The organism is Mitsuaria sp. WAJ17, from assembly GCF_014174515.1.
GTDB lineage: Bacteria > Pseudomonadota > Gammaproteobacteria > Burkholderiales > Burkholderiaceae_C > Roseateles_B.
In genome coordinates this window covers 98,881-115,700 of the sequence record NZ_JACJUG010000010.1, presented here as the reverse complement: position 1 = coordinate 115,700, position 16,820 = coordinate 98,881, and the positions used below count along the sequence as shown (strand labels likewise).

Here is a 16,820-nt window from a genome sequence, read left to right as displayed (position 1 = left end):
GGCAAGCTTGTTTCCGGACCAGGCCAGAGCAGGGCCTTGGCCCGGTAAGGGCATTGCGGATTGAAGGCAGACCATGTGCGGCATTACCGGCATTTTTGACACCCGCCAGGCGCGCGCCATCGACGGCGCGGTGCTTCGTCGCATGAACGATTCCCAGCACCACCGCGGTCCGGACGAGGGCGACCTCTACATGGAACCCGGCCTGGGCTTCGGCCACCGCCGCCTGTCCATCATCGACATCGCCACGGGCCAACAGCCGCTGTTCAATGCGGACCGCAGCGTTGCCATCGTCTTCAATGGCGAGATCTACAACTACCAGGCACTCATCCCCGAGCTGCAGGCCCTGGGGCATCAGTTCCACACCCGCAGCGACACGGAAGTCATCGTCCATGCCTGGGAAAGTTGGGGCGAGCGTTGCGTGGATCGCCTGCGCGGCATGTTCGCCTTCGTGATCTGGGACCGCAAGAAGCAGTGCCTGTTCATGGCCCGCGACCGCCTGGGCGTGAAGCCCCTGTACTGGACGGTGCTGGACGATGGCCTGCTGCTCTTCGGCTCGGAGCTGAAATCCCTGCTGGCCCACCCGCAGTTGCGCCGCGAGATTGAGCCTCAGGCGGTGGAGGAGTACTTCGCCTTTGGCTACGTGCCCGAGCCGCGCACCATCTTCAAAGGCATCCACAAGCTGGACGTGGGCCATACCCTGCGCATCCAGCGCGGCGAACCCATCCCGGCCTCCAGGTCCTACTGGGACCTGCGCTACACGCTGGACAACCCCATCAGCCTGGTCGATGCCCAGGCCGAGCTGCTCGAGCGCCTGCGCGAGTCCGTGCGCCTGCGCATGATCGCCGAGGTGCCGCTGGGCGCCTTCCTGTCCGGTGGCGTCGATTCCAGCGCGGTCGTGGCGACCATGGCCAGACTGTCGGACCAACCGGTGCGCACCTGCGCCATCGCCTTTGACGATCCGCGCTTCAACGAGTCCGAGTTCGCCGCCATGGTCGCCCAGCGCCATGGCACGGCCCATGTCTGCCACACCGTGGGCAGCAATGACTTCGACCTGGTGGACACCCTGGCACGGCTCTACGACGAGCCCTACGCCGACAGCTCCGCCATCCCCACCTACCGCGTCTGCGAGATGGCCCGCCGACATGTCACCGTGGCCCTGTCGGGTGACGGGGGCGACGAGGCCTTCGGTGGCTACCGCCGCTACAAGCTGCACATGCTGGAGTCTGGCCTGCGCGGCATGCTGCCAGGGCGCATGGGGCAGAGGGTGTTTGGCGCACTGGGCCGGGCCTATCCCAAGCTGGACTGGGCACCGCGCTTCCTGCGCGCCAAGACCACCTTTCAGGGCATGGCCATGGACCCGGTCAGCGCCTACTGCCACTCGGTCTCCCAGAACAAGGCTCCGCTGCGCCAGCGCCTCTTCAGCCCGGCCATGCGCCAGGCCCTGGCCGGCTACAGCGCCGACCAGGTCTTTCACCGCCATGCGCAGAATGCCCACACCGACGACCAGCTGGCCCTGATCCAGTACCTGGACACCAAGACCTACCTTGTCGGCGACATCAACACCAAGGTGGACCGCGCCAGCATGGCGCACTCCCTGGAAGTGCGCGAGCCGCTGATGGACCACCCGCTGCTGGAGTGGCTGGCGACGCTGCCGTCTGCACTCAAGCTGCATGGCCAGGAAGGCAAGTACCTGCTCAAGAAGAGCATGGAAAGCCAGCTGCCTCATGAGGTGCTGTACCGGCCCAAGATGGGTTTCTCAGTGCCTCTGGCCAATTGGTTCCGCGGGCCCTTGAAGGACAAGGTGCGGGAGTCCGTGCTGGGCTCGCGCCTGGCCGACACCGGCTGGTTCAACCCCGATTGCCTGCGCGATCTTGTCGAGCAGCACCAGTCGGGCAGGGCCGACCACAGCACGGCCCTGTGGTCCCTGACCATGTTCGAGGCCTTCCTGCGTGTCGTGGTCGATGGCCCTCATCCCGTGGTGCCCGAGCATGCCATCGCCAGCAAGGCCACGCCGGCCCATGCCACCCCGTCTGCCGCATCCTGATATGACCGTCCGCGTCCTCCACATCCTCGACCACTCCCTGCCGCTGCACAGCGGCTACACATTCCGCACGGCCTCGCTGCTGCGCGAGCAGCGCAAGCTGGGCTGGGAGACCCTGCATGTCACGAGCCCCAAGCACGAGCAGAGCTCGGGCCGGCAGGATGGCGCGCTGCAGGAGCAGGTTGACCACTGGACCTTTTTTCGTACGCCCATGGCCGAGGCCGGCAAGCTGCCGGTGCTCAAGGAGATGCAGCTGATGCGCGCGCTCGAACGCCGCATCGAGACCCTGATCCAGGAGCACCGCCCCCACATCCTCCACGCTCATTCGCCGGTGCTGAATGCCTTGCCGGCGGCACGCGCCGCGCGACGTGCGGGACTCCCGGTGGTGTACGAAATCCGGGCCTTCTGGGAGGACGCCGCCGTCGATCACGGCACCACCACCGAAGGCAGCCTGCGCTACAAAGCGACGCGCGCGCTGGAGACCCGCGCGATGAAGCGCGTGGACCACGTCTTCACCATCTGCGAGGGCCTGCGTGGCGACATCCTGGGCCGTGGCATCCCCGCTGCCAAGGTCAGTGTGATCCCGAACGCCGTGGACATCGCCAGCTTCGAACCCGGCGGTCAGCCCGACCCCGCCTTGCAGGCACAGCTAGGCCTGCAGGGGGCCAAGGTGCTGGGCTTCATCGGCTCCTTCTATGCCTACGAGGGCCTGGACCTGCTGCTGGAGGCCTTGCCGCAGATGCTGCAGCGCGACCCCAGCGTGCGCCTGCTGCTGGTCGGCGGTGGTCCGCAGGATGCGGCGCTGAAGGCGCAATGCCAGGCCCTGGGCCTGGCCGACAAGGTGGTCTTCACCGGCCGCGTGCCGCATGCCCAGGTCCAGCGCTACTACGACCTGATCGACGTGCTCGTGTTCCCCCGCCATCCCATGCGCCTCACCGAGCTGGTGACACCGCTCAAGCCACTGGAGGCCATGGCCCAGGGGCGGCTTCTGGTGGCTTCGGATGTCGGCGGCCACAAGGAGCTGATCGAGGACGGGCAGACCGGCCACCTCTTCAAGGCAGGTGACCGCCAGTCCCTGTCGGACGTGGTGATGCGGGTGCTGGCAGCCCCCATGGACTGGCCGCGTGTGCAGGCCAACGGGCGGCGCTTCGTCGAGGAAGTGCGCAACTGGCGCAACAGCGCCGCCAATTACGTGCCGGTCTACGAGCGCCTGCTGGGCCGTTCCGTGGCTTGAGGCTGCCGACGATCGCATCACCCCCGGGCCTCGCCCCCTCGACCCTCCCCGCATGGACCGTCCAATCCGCACCCTGCTGTTTTCCACGCTGTATCCCAGCCCCAGCCGACCGGGGCATGGCATTTTCGTGGAGACCCGGCTGCGCGAGCTGCTGAAGGCGGGCAAGGTGCAGGCCAAGGTGCTGGCGCCGGTGCCCTGGTTTCCTTCCTCGAACCCGCGCTGGGGTGCCTGGGCCAAGATGGCGGCCACGCCGCGCCAGGCCGTGCACAACGGGGTTGAGGTCCGCTATCCGCGCTACCTGCTCCCGCCCAAAGTGGGCATGAACGTGGCCCCGCACCTGCTGGCCCTGCGCTCGGCCCTGGCCATCCGCCGGTGGATGAAGGAGGGGCTGGTATTCGATGTCATCGACGCCCACTACTACTACCCCGATGGCGTGGCCGCCGCCTGGCTGGCCCGGTACTTCGACAAGCCGCTGACCATCACCGCCCGAGGCTCGGACCTCAACCTCTTTCCGACCTACCCTTGGCCGCGCAAGCTGATCCAGGGCGCAGCCCGGCAGGCGGATGCCTCCATCGGCGTGTGTGCCGACCTGATGGAGCGCCTGCATGAGCTGGGCGAGCCGCGCGAAAAGCTGCATGTGTTCCGCAATGGTGTCGATCTGCAACGTTTCCGCCCTCTGGGCCAGGCCGAGATGCGCCAGGCGCTGGGCCTGGAGGGCGGGCCGCTGATGCTGTCGGTGGGCCACCTCGTGCCGCTCAAGGGCCACGAGCTGTGCGTCGAGGCCCTGGCCCGGTTGCTGCCGCAGTTCCCGCAGACGCGGCTGGTCATCATCGGGGAGGGCGTGGACCGGCCCCGCATTGAGGCCACCATCCAGCGTCTGGGACTGCAGGACAAGGTCCGCATGACCGGAGCCCTTCCCAATGCAGAGCTGCCGCGCTGGTACAGCGCCGCCGACATGCTGCTGCTGGCCTCCAGCCGCGAGGGCTGGGCCAATGTGCTGCTGGAGGCCATGGCCTGCGGGGCGCCCGTGGTGGCCACGCCGGTGGGGGGCTCGCCGGAGGTGGTGCGCAACGACATCGCCGGCCGCCTGGTGGGCTCGCGCGACGGCGATGGCATTGCCGCGGCCGTCGCCTCCCTCTGGAAGTCCCACCCCGGGCGCGATGCCGTCCGCCGCTATGCTGAGGACTTTTCCTGGGACGCCACCAGCGAGCAGCAGTACCAGCTGTTCCATCGCCTGGTGGAGGCACATGCGGCCAGGTCCCCTGCACGGAGCACCTCATGACCGTCGCGAAACGGGCCACACTGCCCTTCTGCCCGGCTCCTGAGCATGCCGCCCCCTGACCCCGGCCCTCTCGCCCTCTCCATGAAGACTGACTCCCGCCTGCACGTCATGCACCTGGTCTACCGCTTCTCCAGCGGCGGCCTGGAGAATGTCGTCACCCAGCTGATCAACGGCCTGCCGCGGGACCGCTTTCGCCACACGCTGGTCGCACTCACCGAGGTCGATCCTGTCTACCGGGCGCGCCTCGAGACGCCGGACGTGCAATGCCTGGCCCTGAAGAAGCAGCCCGGTGGCCCGCTGCCCTACTGGCCGCAGGCTTTTCGGCTGTTCCGCGAGCAGGCGCCCGATGTGCTGCACAGCTGCAACCTGGCTGCGATGGACTTCCTCCCCATGGCTGCCCTGGCCCGCGTGCCGCGCCGCATCCATGCCGAGCATGGTTGGGATGTCAGCGATCCGGGCGGCAGCAATCTCAAGAACCGTCGTAATCGAAGGCTCATGGCGCCTTTCGCCCAGGACTTCATCGCTGTCTCCGACCAGGTGCGCGATTACCTGAGCGACATCATCCGGGTGCCGGCCGCACGCATCCAGCTGATCACCAATGGCGTGGACACCGAGCGCTTCCGTCCACCGCAGTCAGGCGAGGCCTGGCCCGAAGGGTTGCCCTTCCGCGCCGGGGAGCACCTGCTGATCGGCACAGTCGGCCGCCTGGATCCGGTCAAGGACCAGGCCCGGCTGATCGAAGCCTTTGCCCAACTCCAGGCCATGGACGACGAGGCTTGTCGCAGGGCGCGCCTGGTCCTGGTGGGGGAGGGGCCACTGCGGCAGGCGCTGGGCGAGCTGGTGGAGCAGCGAGGACTGCAGGACCGCGTCTTTTTTGCTGGCCAGCGCCAGGACGTGCCCGCCGTGTTGCGCGCGCTGGATGTGTTCGTGCTGAACTCCCTGACCGAGGGCACCTCCTGCGCCCTGCAGGAGGCGCTGGCCACGGGCATGGGCATCGTCGCGAGCACCGTGGGCGGCAACGCGGCCGTGCTGGGCGGCGGGGCAGCCGGCCATCTGGTGCCGCCCTCGGACACAATGGCGTTGGCCCAGGCGCTGAGGCAGGCCCTGGCACAGCGCCTGGACCCCGGCGCACGCCAGGCCCAGCAGGAGGCCGCGCGCTCACGGGCCGAGAGCGCCTACTCGCTGCAGGCCATGCTGGCCCGCTATGAGGCCCTGTTTGCCAGCCGGAAAGGGCAGGTCGTGCGATGAAGGAGTACCTGGTCATCTTTGCGCAGCTGCTTTGTGTGGGCTGGCTGCTGCGGACCATGTCCAAGGCCCGAGGCAAGCTGGACGAGGAGGAGCTGGGCTGGTTCGACATCCGCTTGGGCGGCAAACAGCCCAAGCAAGCCAAGAGCCCCAAGACGCCGCCCCCGGCGCCCAAACCCGCCGCCTCGGACCGTGCCGGCGAGGGGAGGGGCCCGCGTGCGTGACATCATCACCCTTGTCTTCATGATGGGACTGGCGCCGCTGGTGGTCCGCAGCGCCTTCGCGTCCCTGCTGATGTGGTCCTGGGCCAATCTGGCGGCGCTGGGCTTCTACATGTTCGGCTTCATGGCCAGCGTGCCCTACGTGATGATCTTCGCGGTCTCGACGCTGGTGCTGATGCTGACGCAGCGCAAGCAGATCGTCGGGCGCTGGGAGCTGGGCGGGACGCAGGTCCTGTTCCTGCTGTTCTCTTTGCATGCCCTGTTCGTGGCCAGCCTGGCCTATGCGGGCATTGAGCGCAACTGGGAGATCGCCACCAATCTGCTGAAGAACATCCTGCTATGCCTGCTGATGCCTCTGCTGGTGGTCAACCGCACCCGCCTGGTGGCCATGGTCATCATCATGGCGCTGGGACTGGGCGGGCACGGCGTGGTGGAGGGCCTCAAGTTCCTGGCCTCGGGCGGGGCCCATATCGTGCTGGGCAATGCCAAGCTGGGGGACAACAACCACTTCGCGCAGTCGGTGCTGCTGTCGGTGCCGCTGGCCTTCTACCTGTGGCAGTACAGCAAGACCCGACCCTGGCGCTACGCCCTGCTGGGCTTCATGTTCCTCGTGGCCATGGCGGTGATCGCCACCAAGTCCCGTGGGGGGCTGATCGGCTTCGTCTGCTTCGGTGTCTGGATGGTGCTGATGGGCCGACAGAAGTTCAAGGGACTGATGATCTTCCTGGCCATCGGTCTGGCCATCTACGCCGCGGCGCCGTCCAGCTGGTTTGAGCGGATGGAGACGCTGCAGGCCGCCAACGAGGATGCCTCCTTCATGGGCCGGGTAACGGCATGGAAGCGTGCCAGCGCCATCGCGGTGGAGAACCCCGTCTTCGGCGGTGGCTTCCGGGCGGTGCAGGCGCCGGTGATCTTCGAGCAGTTCCGCTACAAGCAGGGGATGCTGGGTTTCGTCGAGACGCCCAACGTCAACTACCCGGCGGCGGCCCACAGCATCTATTTCGAGGTGCTGGGTGACATGGGCTTCGTCGGCCTGCTGATCTTCGTGGCTCTCATGTGGACCGCCTTCACGGCGCGCGGCGAGGTGCAGCGCCTGGTGAAGAAGTCCGGGCGGGACGACCTGCTCTGGGCCGCTGACATGATCAACGCCGTGGCCGGCGCGATGTTCATCTTCCTGATCACCGGCGCTGCCCTCAGCGCTGCCTTCTACGACTTCCAGTACATGCTGGTGGCCCTGGCGGACTGCGTGCGCCGCCATGTGCGCGAGCAGGTCAATCCCCGGAAATCCACGGCGGCGCTGCGGCCCTGAGCCCGGCCCGAGCCATGCCCATGATGCTATCTCTCACCCGCAGGTTCGGCCGTGGCAAGCTGACCATCCTCTCCTTCCATCGCCTGCCCCGCGAGGAGCAACGGCTGGACCCCCACGAGTACAGCTTCGAGCGCTTCCAGGACCTGGTGACCGAGCTGCGGTCTTCCGTCCGCATCCTCGCCTTGACTGAGGCCGTGGACCTGCTGCGCGCCGGCCTGCTCAAGGAGCCGGCTGTCGTGCTGACCTTCGACGATGGCTACAAGAGCTGGATCGAGCATGTTGCGCCTTGGCTGCAGGGTCAGGGCTTGCGTGGCACCTTCTTCATCACCACGGCACAGCTGCGCGGGCAGCCGCTGTGGAACGAGCGCATCGAGCACGCCATCCACCACCTGCCGCAAGGGCTGACGACCCTGTCCGGCGTGCCGGGGGCCACGCCCGGGTTGAATGTCAGCTGCCGGGAGGGGCGTGTCGATGCGGTGCGGCTCGTGACGGCCGCGCTGAAGTACCAGCCCCAGGACCAGCGCCACGAAGCCATGGCCCAGCTGGAGCGCCTGTGCGGACCCGACTATGCCGGGCCCCACTGCTTCGGCAGCGAGGACTTGAAGGCCTTGCAGGCCATGGGCATGGAGATCGGTGCCCATTCGGTCAACCATCCCATCCTGTCCTGCTGCAGTGAAGAAGAGGCGGAGCGCGAGATCCGCGAGAGCCGCGCTGATATCGAAGCCGTCCTGGGTCCCCAGCGCATGCCTTTTGCCTATCCCAATGGTGAACCCGGCAAGGATTACACCAGCCGGCATGTGGAGATGGTGCGCCGTGCCGGCTATGCCTGCGGCGTCAGCACCCAGAAGGGCTATGCCACGCTGGAGAGCTGCTTCCTGCAGCTGCGCCGCTTCACGCCGTGGGGCGCCACGGCCAGGTCCCGGGCCTTCCAGTTGCTGGGCAATCTGATGCGACCGCCCGAACCCGACCCGGCGCGACCCGCACGTCCCCATGCCGCCTTGATGGTGGCCTTCCATTTCCCGCCGCAGGCGGGCTCCAGCGGGGTGCTGCGCAGCCTCAACTTTGCCAAGATCCTGCCGGAGGCCGGCTGGGACGTGAGCCTGCTGTCGGCCAGCGCCAGTGCCTATGAGCGCACCAGCGTGGACCTCATGGCCCAGGTGCCGCCGGACATCCGCCTGGACCGCGCCCTGGCCCTGGACGTGCGTCGCGATCTCTCCATCCGGGGCAAGTACCCCGAGCTGCTGGCCATGCCCGATCGCTGGTCCAGCTGGTTCTTTGGCGGCGTGCGGCGCGGCATCCGCCTCGTGCGCAGCCGCAAGGCGCAGCTGGTCTGGAGCACCTATCCCATCCTGTCCGCCCATCTGATCGGCGGCATGGTGGCCCGCTGGACCAACCGCCCCTGGATCGCAGAGTTCCGAGACCCTGTCTACCACGAGGACTGGGACGCCAGCCGCCTCAAGCGCTGGTTGCTGCCGCGCCTGGAGGGCTGGGTGGTGCGCCGCTCCACCTGCTGCGTGGTGACGACGGAAGGCGCGCGTCAGCTCTTCGAGCGCCGCTACCCCGAGGCCCGAGGCCGCGTCCATGTGATCGAGAACGGCTACGACGAGGGCTCTTTCGTGGGTGCCGAGGCGCAGCGCTTCGACATCGCCCCCGGGCGCCTGCTGATGCTGCACAGCGGCGCCATCTATCCCAAGGAGCGCGATCCCAGCAACCTCTTCCGCGTGATGGCCCGACTGCGCGACAGTGGCCGCATCGAGGCCTCCCGCCTGTGCGTGCGTTTCCGTGCGCCGGGCGCCGACCAGGCCATCCGAGAGCTGGCCCAGAAGTTCGGTGTGGAGGACATGGTCGATGTGGCCGGCCCCGTGCCCTATCGCCAGGCCCTGCAGGAAATGATGGGCGCGGACCTGCTGCTGGTGTTCCAGGGCTCGGCCTTCAACAACCAGATCCCCGCCAAGATCTACGAATACCTGCGGGCGCTTCGGCCCATCCTGGCCCTGGTGGACTGCGCGGGCATCACGGCGCAGCGCCTGGCGCAGTTCGAGGGCGTGCGCAATGTCGATGTGCTGGACGAGCAGGCCATCGAGGCGGCCTTGCTGCAGTCCTACGATGCCTTCGCGGCGGACGCGGCCAGCTGCCGCCAGCCGGTGCGCACCCTGGAGGCGGTGTCGCCCACCTCGCGCCAGCATGGCGCCTGGCAGCTGGCGCAGTTGATGATCTCCATCGACGCGCGCAGCAACGATGCACCGCTGCGAGGCTGATCACTCGCACCACCCACTCGCACCACCCACTCGCACCACAAGGGCTCAGGGCAGGATCTTCAGCTGTGCGTCCAGCGGCGCGCGGCCCAGGCCGTCGCTGCTGACGTCCTTGTTGGCGAAGGTCCGCACGGAGCCGTCGCCCAGGTTGCCGATCAGCCGTGCCGCGGGGCTGGTGCCGCGCACGTTGATGCCGGCGGTGTTGATCAGCACATTGCCTTCCAGCGTGATGCTGGTCGAGTGGTTGATGTCCAGGCCGGCGTCATTGCAGTTGGCCACGATGTTCGCGCGTGCGAGACCGTTCTCGTGCTCGGTGCGGCACAGCTGATCCCGGCAGAAGCTGGGACCGGTCAGCCCTCCCCCGAAGGAAATCCCCAGCCGCGTGCCGCGCGAAGATACGCCCTGGGCCGCGCAGATGACCAGGTTGCGCTCGATGCGGCCGCTGCTGCCGCCGCCCTTCATGAAGATGCCGTAGCTGCTGGTCTTGTCGTCGGGGTGCACGAAGTGGCGCACGATGTTCTCGCCGATCACCCAGTGGCTGGCGGCCACGATGTCCACCGGGTTGGCCGGGCGTGCACTGACGCGCTCGCCCTTGTTGAGCAGGGTGTTGCGGCTCAGGCGGCCATGGTCGGGGAACAGCCCCTTGCTGCCGTTCACCTTGACGTGTGAATCGAAGTCGCTGATCACGTTGTTCTCCGCCCGGAAGTGGCTGGCCTTGCCCGTCACATGCAAGGCGTGCTCACAGCCGGGCGGCTTGCAATGCCCTTCGATGTCCAGGTCCTCGAAGTGCCAGTGGGGCTCGGTGATCTCGAACAGCGTGGCCGTCTCCGAGACCAGCACGGCGGCGCGAGGGTGGGCCGCGCGCAGGGTGATAGGCTGCTCGGCCGTGCCTGCGGTGCGCGTCCACAGCGAGCGGGTGATGGGGTAGCGGCCATCGGCCAGCTCGAGGATGTCACCGGGCCGGGCCTCCTGCAGGGCCTGCTCCAGGGCGGCGGGGCTGTCCACCAGTCGCAGGCGCCGGCCCAGGTCCTCGTCGATCTTGCCGTGCCCGGCCAGGGCCTGCTGTCTTACACTGCGGGCGCTTTCGGCGCGCGCGCCGCGGCCGTGATCGGGGTGCTGGCTGAGGTCCACCTCCGGCTCCAGCCAGGACTGCCAGCCCTGCAGCAGTGGCTGGAAGACCGTCTCCAGCTTGGGATGGCCTTCCAGGCGCTTGAGCAGGTAGCGGGCGTAGTCATTGCCGCGCTTGGAGGTCCAGGGCGTGCCGCCCAGGCGATCCAGGTCCGCGTAGACCAGCTTGAACGAGACAATGAGCACGAGCAGCAGCAGGGCAGCAGCAATGAGGGGCAGTCGTCGGACTTTCATGGACATGGGCGGGGCAATGGCAGCCCCGATTCTCTGATGTCCTTGTTCCAGACGGCGCCCTGGTTTCGCCTCATGGCCTCCCGTGGTCTGGGGGGGGAGGGTGAGCCCGAGTTGTTCAGTGCCGAAGCCAGTGCCGGTCGTCGCCTGTCGATATGGCTGTGCCGGCATGCGCGCCCCGTCGCGCCTGCCGGTGCCCGGCTGACGGCGCTTGGCAACTACTACAGCCCGCGCTTCGGGCCGCTGATTGAGCCTTCGGCACCGGCCTGGGATTCGATCGAGGCCTCGCAGGCCGCTGCGCGGTTGGGCCAACAGCTGCGGGCAGATCCGCAAGGAGCCGTGCTGAGCCTGCAGCCCTTGCAGGCGGGCAGTGCCGAGTTGCGCCTGCTGCAGGGCGGGCTGGCATCAGCGGGCTACCGCACGGACCTGTACCACTGCTTCGAGAACTGGGTGCTGCCCTGCGAGGGCCTGCGCTTCGAGCCCTACTGGGCGACGCGCTCGTCCAGGCTGCGCAACACCGAACGCCGCGCCCGCAAGCGCCTGGTGGCCGAGCATGGGCTGAGCGTCGAGATTGTGAAGGCGCCGGGACCGGCGCTCGACCGCGCGCTGCAGGACTTCGAGTCGGTCTACCGGGACAGCTGGAAGCAGGGCGAGGCCCGCCCCGAGTTCATCCGCGAACTGGTACAGCTGCTAGCCGCCGACGGGCGCCTGCGACTGGGCGTTCTGCGCCTGCAGGGCGTGGCACAGGCGGCCCAGCTGTGGTGGGTGCACGAGGGGGTGGCCAGCATCTACAAGCTGGCCTACCGCGACAGCGCCGCGAGGCTGGGCGTGGGCACGGTACTGTCTGCCAACCTGTTCCAGGACACGCTGAACAGCGGCGAAGTGCAGCTCATCGACTACCTCAACGGATCCGAAGCCTACAAGCGCGACTGGGTCAGCGAGCGCCGCGAGTTCCTGGGCCTGGTCGCCTTCGACCTGCGTCGCCCGGCGGCCTGGGTGCCGGCTCTGCGGCATTTTGGCGGCCGTTGGATCAAGGGCTTGCTGAAAAGGCTGCGCCCGCACAGTGCGGGCACAGAAGTGGCCGACACGGCCCAGGACGTGGCCTGAGCCTGGTTCAGCGGGAGGCTCAGACGGCGAGCAGCTCCACCTCGAACAGCAGCGTGGCGTTGGGCGGGATCACGCCGCCAGCGCCGTAGGGGCCATAGCCCAGCTCGGAGGGGATCACCAGCATGCGCTTGCCACCGACCTTCATGCCCTGCACGCCCTCGTCCCAGCCCTTGATGACTTGGCCGGCGTCGAGGTGGAACTTGAAGGGGTCATTGCGGTCCTTGCTGGAATCGAACTTCTTGCCGCGCTGGCCGTTCTTGTAGAGCCAGCCGGTGTAGTGCACGATCACACGCTTGCCGGAGACGGCCTCGGTGCCTTCGCCCAGGACCACGTCCTCGAACTGCAGGCCGCTGGCGGTGGTCTGCAGATTCAGTTCCAGCGGCTCGGAACCGCCGGACAGACCCAGCAGCTCCACCTCGAACATCAGCGTGGCATTGGGCGGAATGACGCCACCCGCGCCGCGGGCGCCATAGCCCAGCTGCGCCGGGATCACCAACACACGGGTGCCTCCGATCTTCATGCCTTGCACGCCCTCGTCCCAACCCTTGATCACCATGCCGCCGTCGAGCTCGAATTCGAAGGGCTGGCCGCGGTCCTTGCTGGAGTCGAACTTGGCGCCCTTGACGCCGTCCTTGTACAGCCAGCCGGTGTAGTGCACGCGCACGTCATGGCCGGCTTTGGCCTCGGCGCCGTCGCCGACCTGGGTGTCTTCGTACTGCAGGCCGGTGGAGGTGGTGATCATGGATGGAACCTCGTGGAGAGAAATGCAAAAAACGCGAAATGCGCGAATCCCGGGATCATGCCATCAAAGAAGGGCTGCGCCGGCCGCCGTCCATGCCCTCACGGCGGCGGCCAGCCAGTCGGCGATCGTCGTGCCGGGAAGGGCGTTCAGGCCCAGGGCGGCGCCGGCGCGCTGCAGCGTGGCCAGCGGCTGGTCCAGATCCAGCGGTCGTGCGCCGTTTTGCTTGGAGAGCTTCTCGCCATTGGCACCCAGCACCAGGGGCGTGTGCAGGTAGCGCAGGGCGGGCAGGCCCAGGAGCTGCTGGAGACGGATCTGGCGCGGCGTGTTGTCCGCCAGATCCTCGCCGCGGACGACGTCTGTGATGCCCTGATCGGCATCGTCCACCACCACACAGAGCTGGTAGGCCCACAGCCCGTCCGCGCGGCGCAGCACGAAGTCGCCCACGGCCTCGCTCAGTGACTGCTGTTGGGGGCCCAGGCGGCGGTCCTGCCAGCTGAGGGTCAGGTCTTGCGTGCCTGCGAGGTCAGCGGTGCTCAGCAGGCGCCAGGCGCGGGCCTGCGTCGGGCCGAGGTGGCGATGCCGGCAGGTGCCGGGGTAGACCAGCTCGCCGTGCCTGGGCTTGCCCGGTGCCTGCGCGGCCAGGGCGTCGGCGATGGACTTGCGCGTGCAGTCGCAGCCATAGACCCAGCCGCTCTCCATCAGGCGTTGCAGGGCCCGGGCGTACAGCGCCTGTCGCTGCGACTGCCAGACGGGCGGCTCGTCGGGCATCAGCCCCAGGGTCTGGAGCTGGGCGAGGATGGCCTGATCCGCACCGGGCACGCAACGGCCCTGGTCGTGGTCCTCGATGCGCACCAGCCATTGACCGCCGTGGGCGCGCGCGTCCAGCCAACTGGCCAGTGCCGCGACCAGGGAGCCGGCATGAAGAAGGCCGGTGGGAGAGGGGGCGAAGCGGCCACGATAGGCAGGGCCCGCTGCGTATCGACTCACAGCAGCAGGCCCTCATGCTGCTCCAGCAGAGCCCCCCGTGTGACGGGGCTGCGCAGCTGCTGCAGCCACCAGGTCAGGGCACGCGCCGGCGGATGGCCGGCGCGCCAGGCGTAGTTCAGCACCACGGGTGGGCGCGGCTGGGCATAGGGCTTGTGCACGAGGCGGCCCGCCTCCACATGCCGCCGAACCATGGAGCGGGGCAGGGAACCGCAGCCCAGACCGCGCAGCAGGGCCTCCAGCTTGGCGGCCATGGAGGGCATGGTCAGCACCTCCTGGCCTGGCATGACGCCAACGGTCATGGGCAGCAGTTGCCGGGCCGTGTCGGCTACCGCGATGATGCGGTGCAGGGCGATGGTGCCCGGGTCCAGCGCACCCTCATGGCTGGCCAGCGGGTGGTGGGGGGCCACGACGAAGATCATCTCCATCTCGCCCAGGGGCTCGCAGTGGAAGCTGCTGCCGGGCGGCTGGGTGGTGGTGCCGATGGCCAGGTCGGCCTGGCCCGAGCTCAGGGCCTCCCAGGTGCCCGCCAGTACCTCGGTGCGCAGCTTCAGCCGAGTGGGCGGCGGCAGGCCGTCCTCCCTCAGCTGGAAGAAGGCTTCCATGAGGTCATAGACCGCCCGGCGGGCGATGGCGTCGTCAATGGCCACCGTCAGTGTGCTTTCCCAACCCGTGGCCACGCGACGCACGCGGTTGGCCACGGCGTCCATTTCCTGCAGAAGGCGGCGGCCCTCGGCCAGGAGCTCCTGCCCGGCAGCGGTCAGCACGGCCTGGCGCGAGCTGCGGTCGAAGAGGAGCACATCCAGGGCGTCCTCCAGTTGGCGCACGCTGTAGGTGAGTGCGGAGGGCACCTTGCCCATTTCACGCGCGGCGGCGGCGAAGCTGCCGGTGCGGGCGATGCTGTCCATCATGGACAGGGCTTCGGGCGTCAGCACGCGTCGGCTGGTCTGCTGGGTTTCCAGCGAAAGGGTGCCAATGGCGTAGGGGCTGGCAGGTTCTTTGGGCGGCATGGCTTCATCTTATTTGAACGATGGCTTCAAGCGCACTCGACCCCGGCCTGGGCGGGGATCCCTACAGTGAGGACAGGAGAACCGCACCATGTCCCAAACCCAGCTGATCCGTTCCTGTGACCGAGGCTATGCCGACCATGGCTGGCTGAAGAGTTTCCACAGCTTTTCCTTTGCCGACTACTACGACCCGGCCCGCATGGGCTTCGGTGCCCTGCGAGTGATCAACGAGGACCGCATTGCCCCCGGCACTGGCTTTGGCACCCACGGCCACCGCGACATGGAGATCATCAGCTACGTGCTGGACGGCGAGCTGGCCCACCGTGACAGCATGGGCAACGGTGATGCTGACGCCGCCAATGCGGGCGTGATCCGCCCGGGCGACGTGCAGCGCATGAGTGCTGGCACCGGCGTGCTGCACAGCGAGTTCAACCACGCCAAGGACCGCGCCACCCACTTCCTGCAGATCTGGATCCAGCCCAACCAGCGCGGCGTGGCGCCGGGCTATGAGCAGAAGCACATCGAGGTGCAGCGCAAGCGCGGTCGCCTGGCCCTGATCGCGGCGCCGGCGGGCGAGGCCAGTGCCGTGGACGCCGTGATGATCCATGCCAACGCCCGGGTCTACGCCGGCCTGTTTGATGGTGCGGAAAGTGGGACCCTGGCCCTGCCCGCTGGCCGTCTGGCCTATGTGCACCTGATCCGCGGCAAACTCAGCGCCAACGGCCAGCGCCTGGCCGCTGGCGATGCCCTGCAGCTGAAGGATGTGGAGCAGCTCCAGTTGGCCGACGGCGAGGGTGCCGAGGTGCTGGTCTTCGACCTGGCACCCTGATCGACCCTCGCCCTGTCGCAGGGGCCCAAGGGCCGCGTCGGCGCCCATGGGCCCTCGCTACACTGCCGAGATGCAAAAGCTGTTCTCGCATCTGGGCCTGTTACCCCTGGCCGACTGGCTGGCCCTCGCGGGCTTCTTCGTGGCCTGGGTGGGCTACGCCCAGTTTGCCCGGCACCGGGCCCAGCAGAAGGGCTCGCTGTTGGCGATCACCAACCAGGTCCGGCGCCGCTGGATGATGCAGGTCACCTTCCGGGAGGTGAGGGTGATCGATGGCGTGGTGGTGCAGAGCCTGGCCTCCAGCCCCTCCTTCTTCGCCTCCACCACCATCCTGATCCTGGGCGGCCTGCTGGCGGCGCTGGGTGCCAGCGACAAGGCCAGCGAGCTGGTCAAGGAGCTGCCCTTCGCCGCGACCACCAGCAACCTGGTCTTCGACCTGAAACTGGTGCTGCTGACGGCCATCTTCATCTACGCCTTCTTTCGCTTCACCTGGAGCATGCGCCAGTACACCTTCGGCGCGCTGCTGGTGGCTTCGGCGCCGGAGTCCGAGCAGTACCTGAACGAGGGCCTGGACCGCGACGCCTTTGCTGACCGCGCGGGCCGCGTGGTGGGAATGGCCGCCGAGACCTTCAACGATGGCCTGCGGGCCTACTACCTTGCCTTCGCCGCCATCGCCTGGTTCTTCTCGCCCTGGGCCATGCTGGCCGCAACCGTGGGCGTTATTTACATCCTCTACCAGCGCGAGTTCCACTCCGAGGTGCTGGATGTGCTGCGCGAGGCGGTGCAGCGCTGACGGCCGCCAGCCCTCAGTGCAGCGGCGTCGCCCCCCTGCACTGAGGGCCAGCGAACCGGAGATGTCCTGACCGGTGGCGTCCTCGGAGAAGCTGCAACCCGAGGGCGAGCCCCCGACTAAGAGGCGCGCCGCCCAATGCAAAACGGGACCCGTCAACGGTCCCGCTTTGCCTCCAGCGGAGCTTGGAGATCCGGCTCCGCCGGGCTCCCGAGCTCGCCCCCCCTGGGGGGGCCGGCGCAGCCGGTAGGGGGGGGCTGCTTCAACCCGAGGGCGAGCCCCCGACTAAGAGGCGCGCCGTCCAATGCAAAACGGGACCCGTCAACGGTCCCGCTTTGCCTCCAGCGGAGCTCGGAGATCCGGCTCCGCCGGGCTCCCGAGCTCGCCCCCCTTGGGGGGGGCCGGCGCAGCCGGTAGG

At 68.2% G+C, this 16,820-nt stretch carries 14 protein-coding genes and 1 pseudogene; 10 read left to right on the top strand and 5 right to left on the bottom strand.

The features are described 5' to 3' along the window. Positions 1-73: 73 nt before the first annotated feature. From H5407_RS10395 to H5407_RS10365, 7 genes are all read left to right on the top strand, one after another. Positions 74-2,044, top strand: coding sequence for an XrtA/PEP-CTERM system amidotransferase (locus tag H5407_RS10395; RefSeq protein WP_183104374.1), 1,971 nt, complete (start codon positions 74-76; stop codon positions 2,042-2,044). A 1-nt stretch (position 2,045) separates the two neighbouring features. Beyond that, complete coding sequence (locus H5407_RS10390) at positions 2,046-3,275, top strand: TIGR04063 family PEP-CTERM/XrtA system glycosyltransferase (protein ID WP_183104373.1); 1,230 nt, start codon at positions 2,046-2,048, stop codon at positions 3,273-3,275. 52 nt (positions 3,276-3,327) lie between these two features. After that, positions 3,328-4,557: a glycosyltransferase family 4 protein gene (locus tag H5407_RS10385; RefSeq protein ID WP_220800545.1), complete on the top strand. Its 1,230-nt coding sequence runs from the start codon at positions 3,328-3,330 to the stop codon at positions 4,555-4,557. Between the two features lie 81 nt (positions 4,558-4,638). Further along, positions 4,639-5,805: a TIGR03088 family PEP-CTERM/XrtA system glycosyltransferase gene (locus tag H5407_RS10380; protein WP_183104372.1), complete on the top strand. Its 1,167-nt coding sequence runs from the start codon at positions 4,639-4,641 to the stop codon at positions 5,803-5,805. Beyond that, positions 5,802-6,026, top strand: coding sequence for a hypothetical protein (locus H5407_RS10375; RefSeq protein ID WP_183104371.1), 225 nt, complete (start codon positions 5,802-5,804; stop codon positions 6,024-6,026). The genes H5407_RS10380 and H5407_RS10375 overlap by 4 nt, the downstream gene beginning before the upstream one ends. After that, positions 6,019-7,332, top strand: coding sequence for a putative O-glycosylation ligase, exosortase A system-associated (locus H5407_RS10370; RefSeq protein WP_183104370.1), 1,314 nt, complete (start codon positions 6,019-6,021; stop codon positions 7,330-7,332). The genes H5407_RS10375 and H5407_RS10370 overlap by 8 nt, the downstream gene beginning before the upstream one ends. Positions 7,333-7,352: 20 nt before the next feature. After that, positions 7,353-9,590 (top strand): polysaccharide deacetylase family protein, encoded by a 2,238-nt coding sequence (locus H5407_RS10365; RefSeq protein ID WP_183104369.1) that lies wholly within the window; start codon positions 7,353-7,355, stop codon positions 9,588-9,590. Positions 9,591-9,635: 45 nt separating this feature from the next. Here the strand turns inward: H5407_RS10365 and H5407_RS10360 are convergent, their stop codons facing one another. Continuing rightward, on the bottom strand, positions 9,636-10,949 hold the full coding sequence (locus tag H5407_RS10360) for a chondroitinase-B domain-containing protein (RefSeq protein WP_183104368.1): 1,314 nt from the start codon (positions 10,947-10,949) through the stop codon (positions 9,636-9,638). A gap of 36 nt (positions 10,950-10,985) precedes the next feature. On the opposite strand from H5407_RS10360, the gene H5407_RS10355 reads away from it, so the two are divergent. Then, entirely contained in the window at positions 10,986-12,053 is a 1,068-nt protein-coding gene (locus tag H5407_RS10355) for a GNAT family N-acetyltransferase (protein ID WP_183104367.1), read from the top strand. Positions 12,054-12,072: 19 nt separating this feature from the next. On the opposite strand, the gene H5407_RS24275 is transcribed toward H5407_RS10355, so the two are convergent. The 4 genes and pseudogenes from H5407_RS24275 to H5407_RS10340 form a co-directional block, all read right to left on the bottom strand. After that, positions 12,073-12,426, bottom strand: coding sequence for an FKBP-type peptidyl-prolyl cis-trans isomerase (locus tag H5407_RS24275; RefSeq protein ID WP_255501187.1), 354 nt, complete (start codon positions 12,424-12,426; stop codon positions 12,073-12,075). A 24-nt stretch (positions 12,427-12,450) separates the two neighbouring features. Continuing rightward, positions 12,451-12,795: pseudogene (locus H5407_RS24270) on the bottom strand (FKBP-type peptidyl-prolyl cis-trans isomerase); the annotation flags it as partial. Between the two features lie 63 nt (positions 12,796-12,858). After that, positions 12,859-13,782, bottom strand: a complete 924-nt coding sequence (gene gluQRS / locus H5407_RS10345; protein WP_183104365.1) for a tRNA glutamyl-Q(34) synthetase GluQRS — start codon at positions 13,780-13,782, stop codon at positions 12,859-12,861. Further along, entirely contained in the window at positions 13,779-14,690 is a 912-nt protein-coding gene (locus tag H5407_RS10340; protein WP_255501186.1) for a LysR family transcriptional regulator, read from the bottom strand. Before H5407_RS10340 ends, gluQRS begins: the two co-directional genes overlap by 4 nt. Before the next feature lie 187 nt (positions 14,691-14,877). Here H5407_RS10340 and H5407_RS10335 point away from each other — a divergent pair, with 187 nt between their 5' ends. Further along, positions 14,878-15,615 carry a pirin family protein gene (locus H5407_RS10335; RefSeq protein WP_183104363.1) on the top strand — a complete coding sequence of 246 codons (738 nt, stop codon included), beginning with the start codon at positions 14,878-14,880 and terminating at the stop codon, positions 15,613-15,615. A gap of 70 nt (positions 15,616-15,685) precedes the next feature. Then, positions 15,686-16,405, top strand: a complete 720-nt coding sequence (locus H5407_RS10330) for a DUF599 domain-containing protein (RefSeq protein WP_183104362.1) — start codon at positions 15,686-15,688, stop codon at positions 16,403-16,405. The last annotated feature ends 415 nt before the right edge of the window (positions 16,406-16,820 follow it).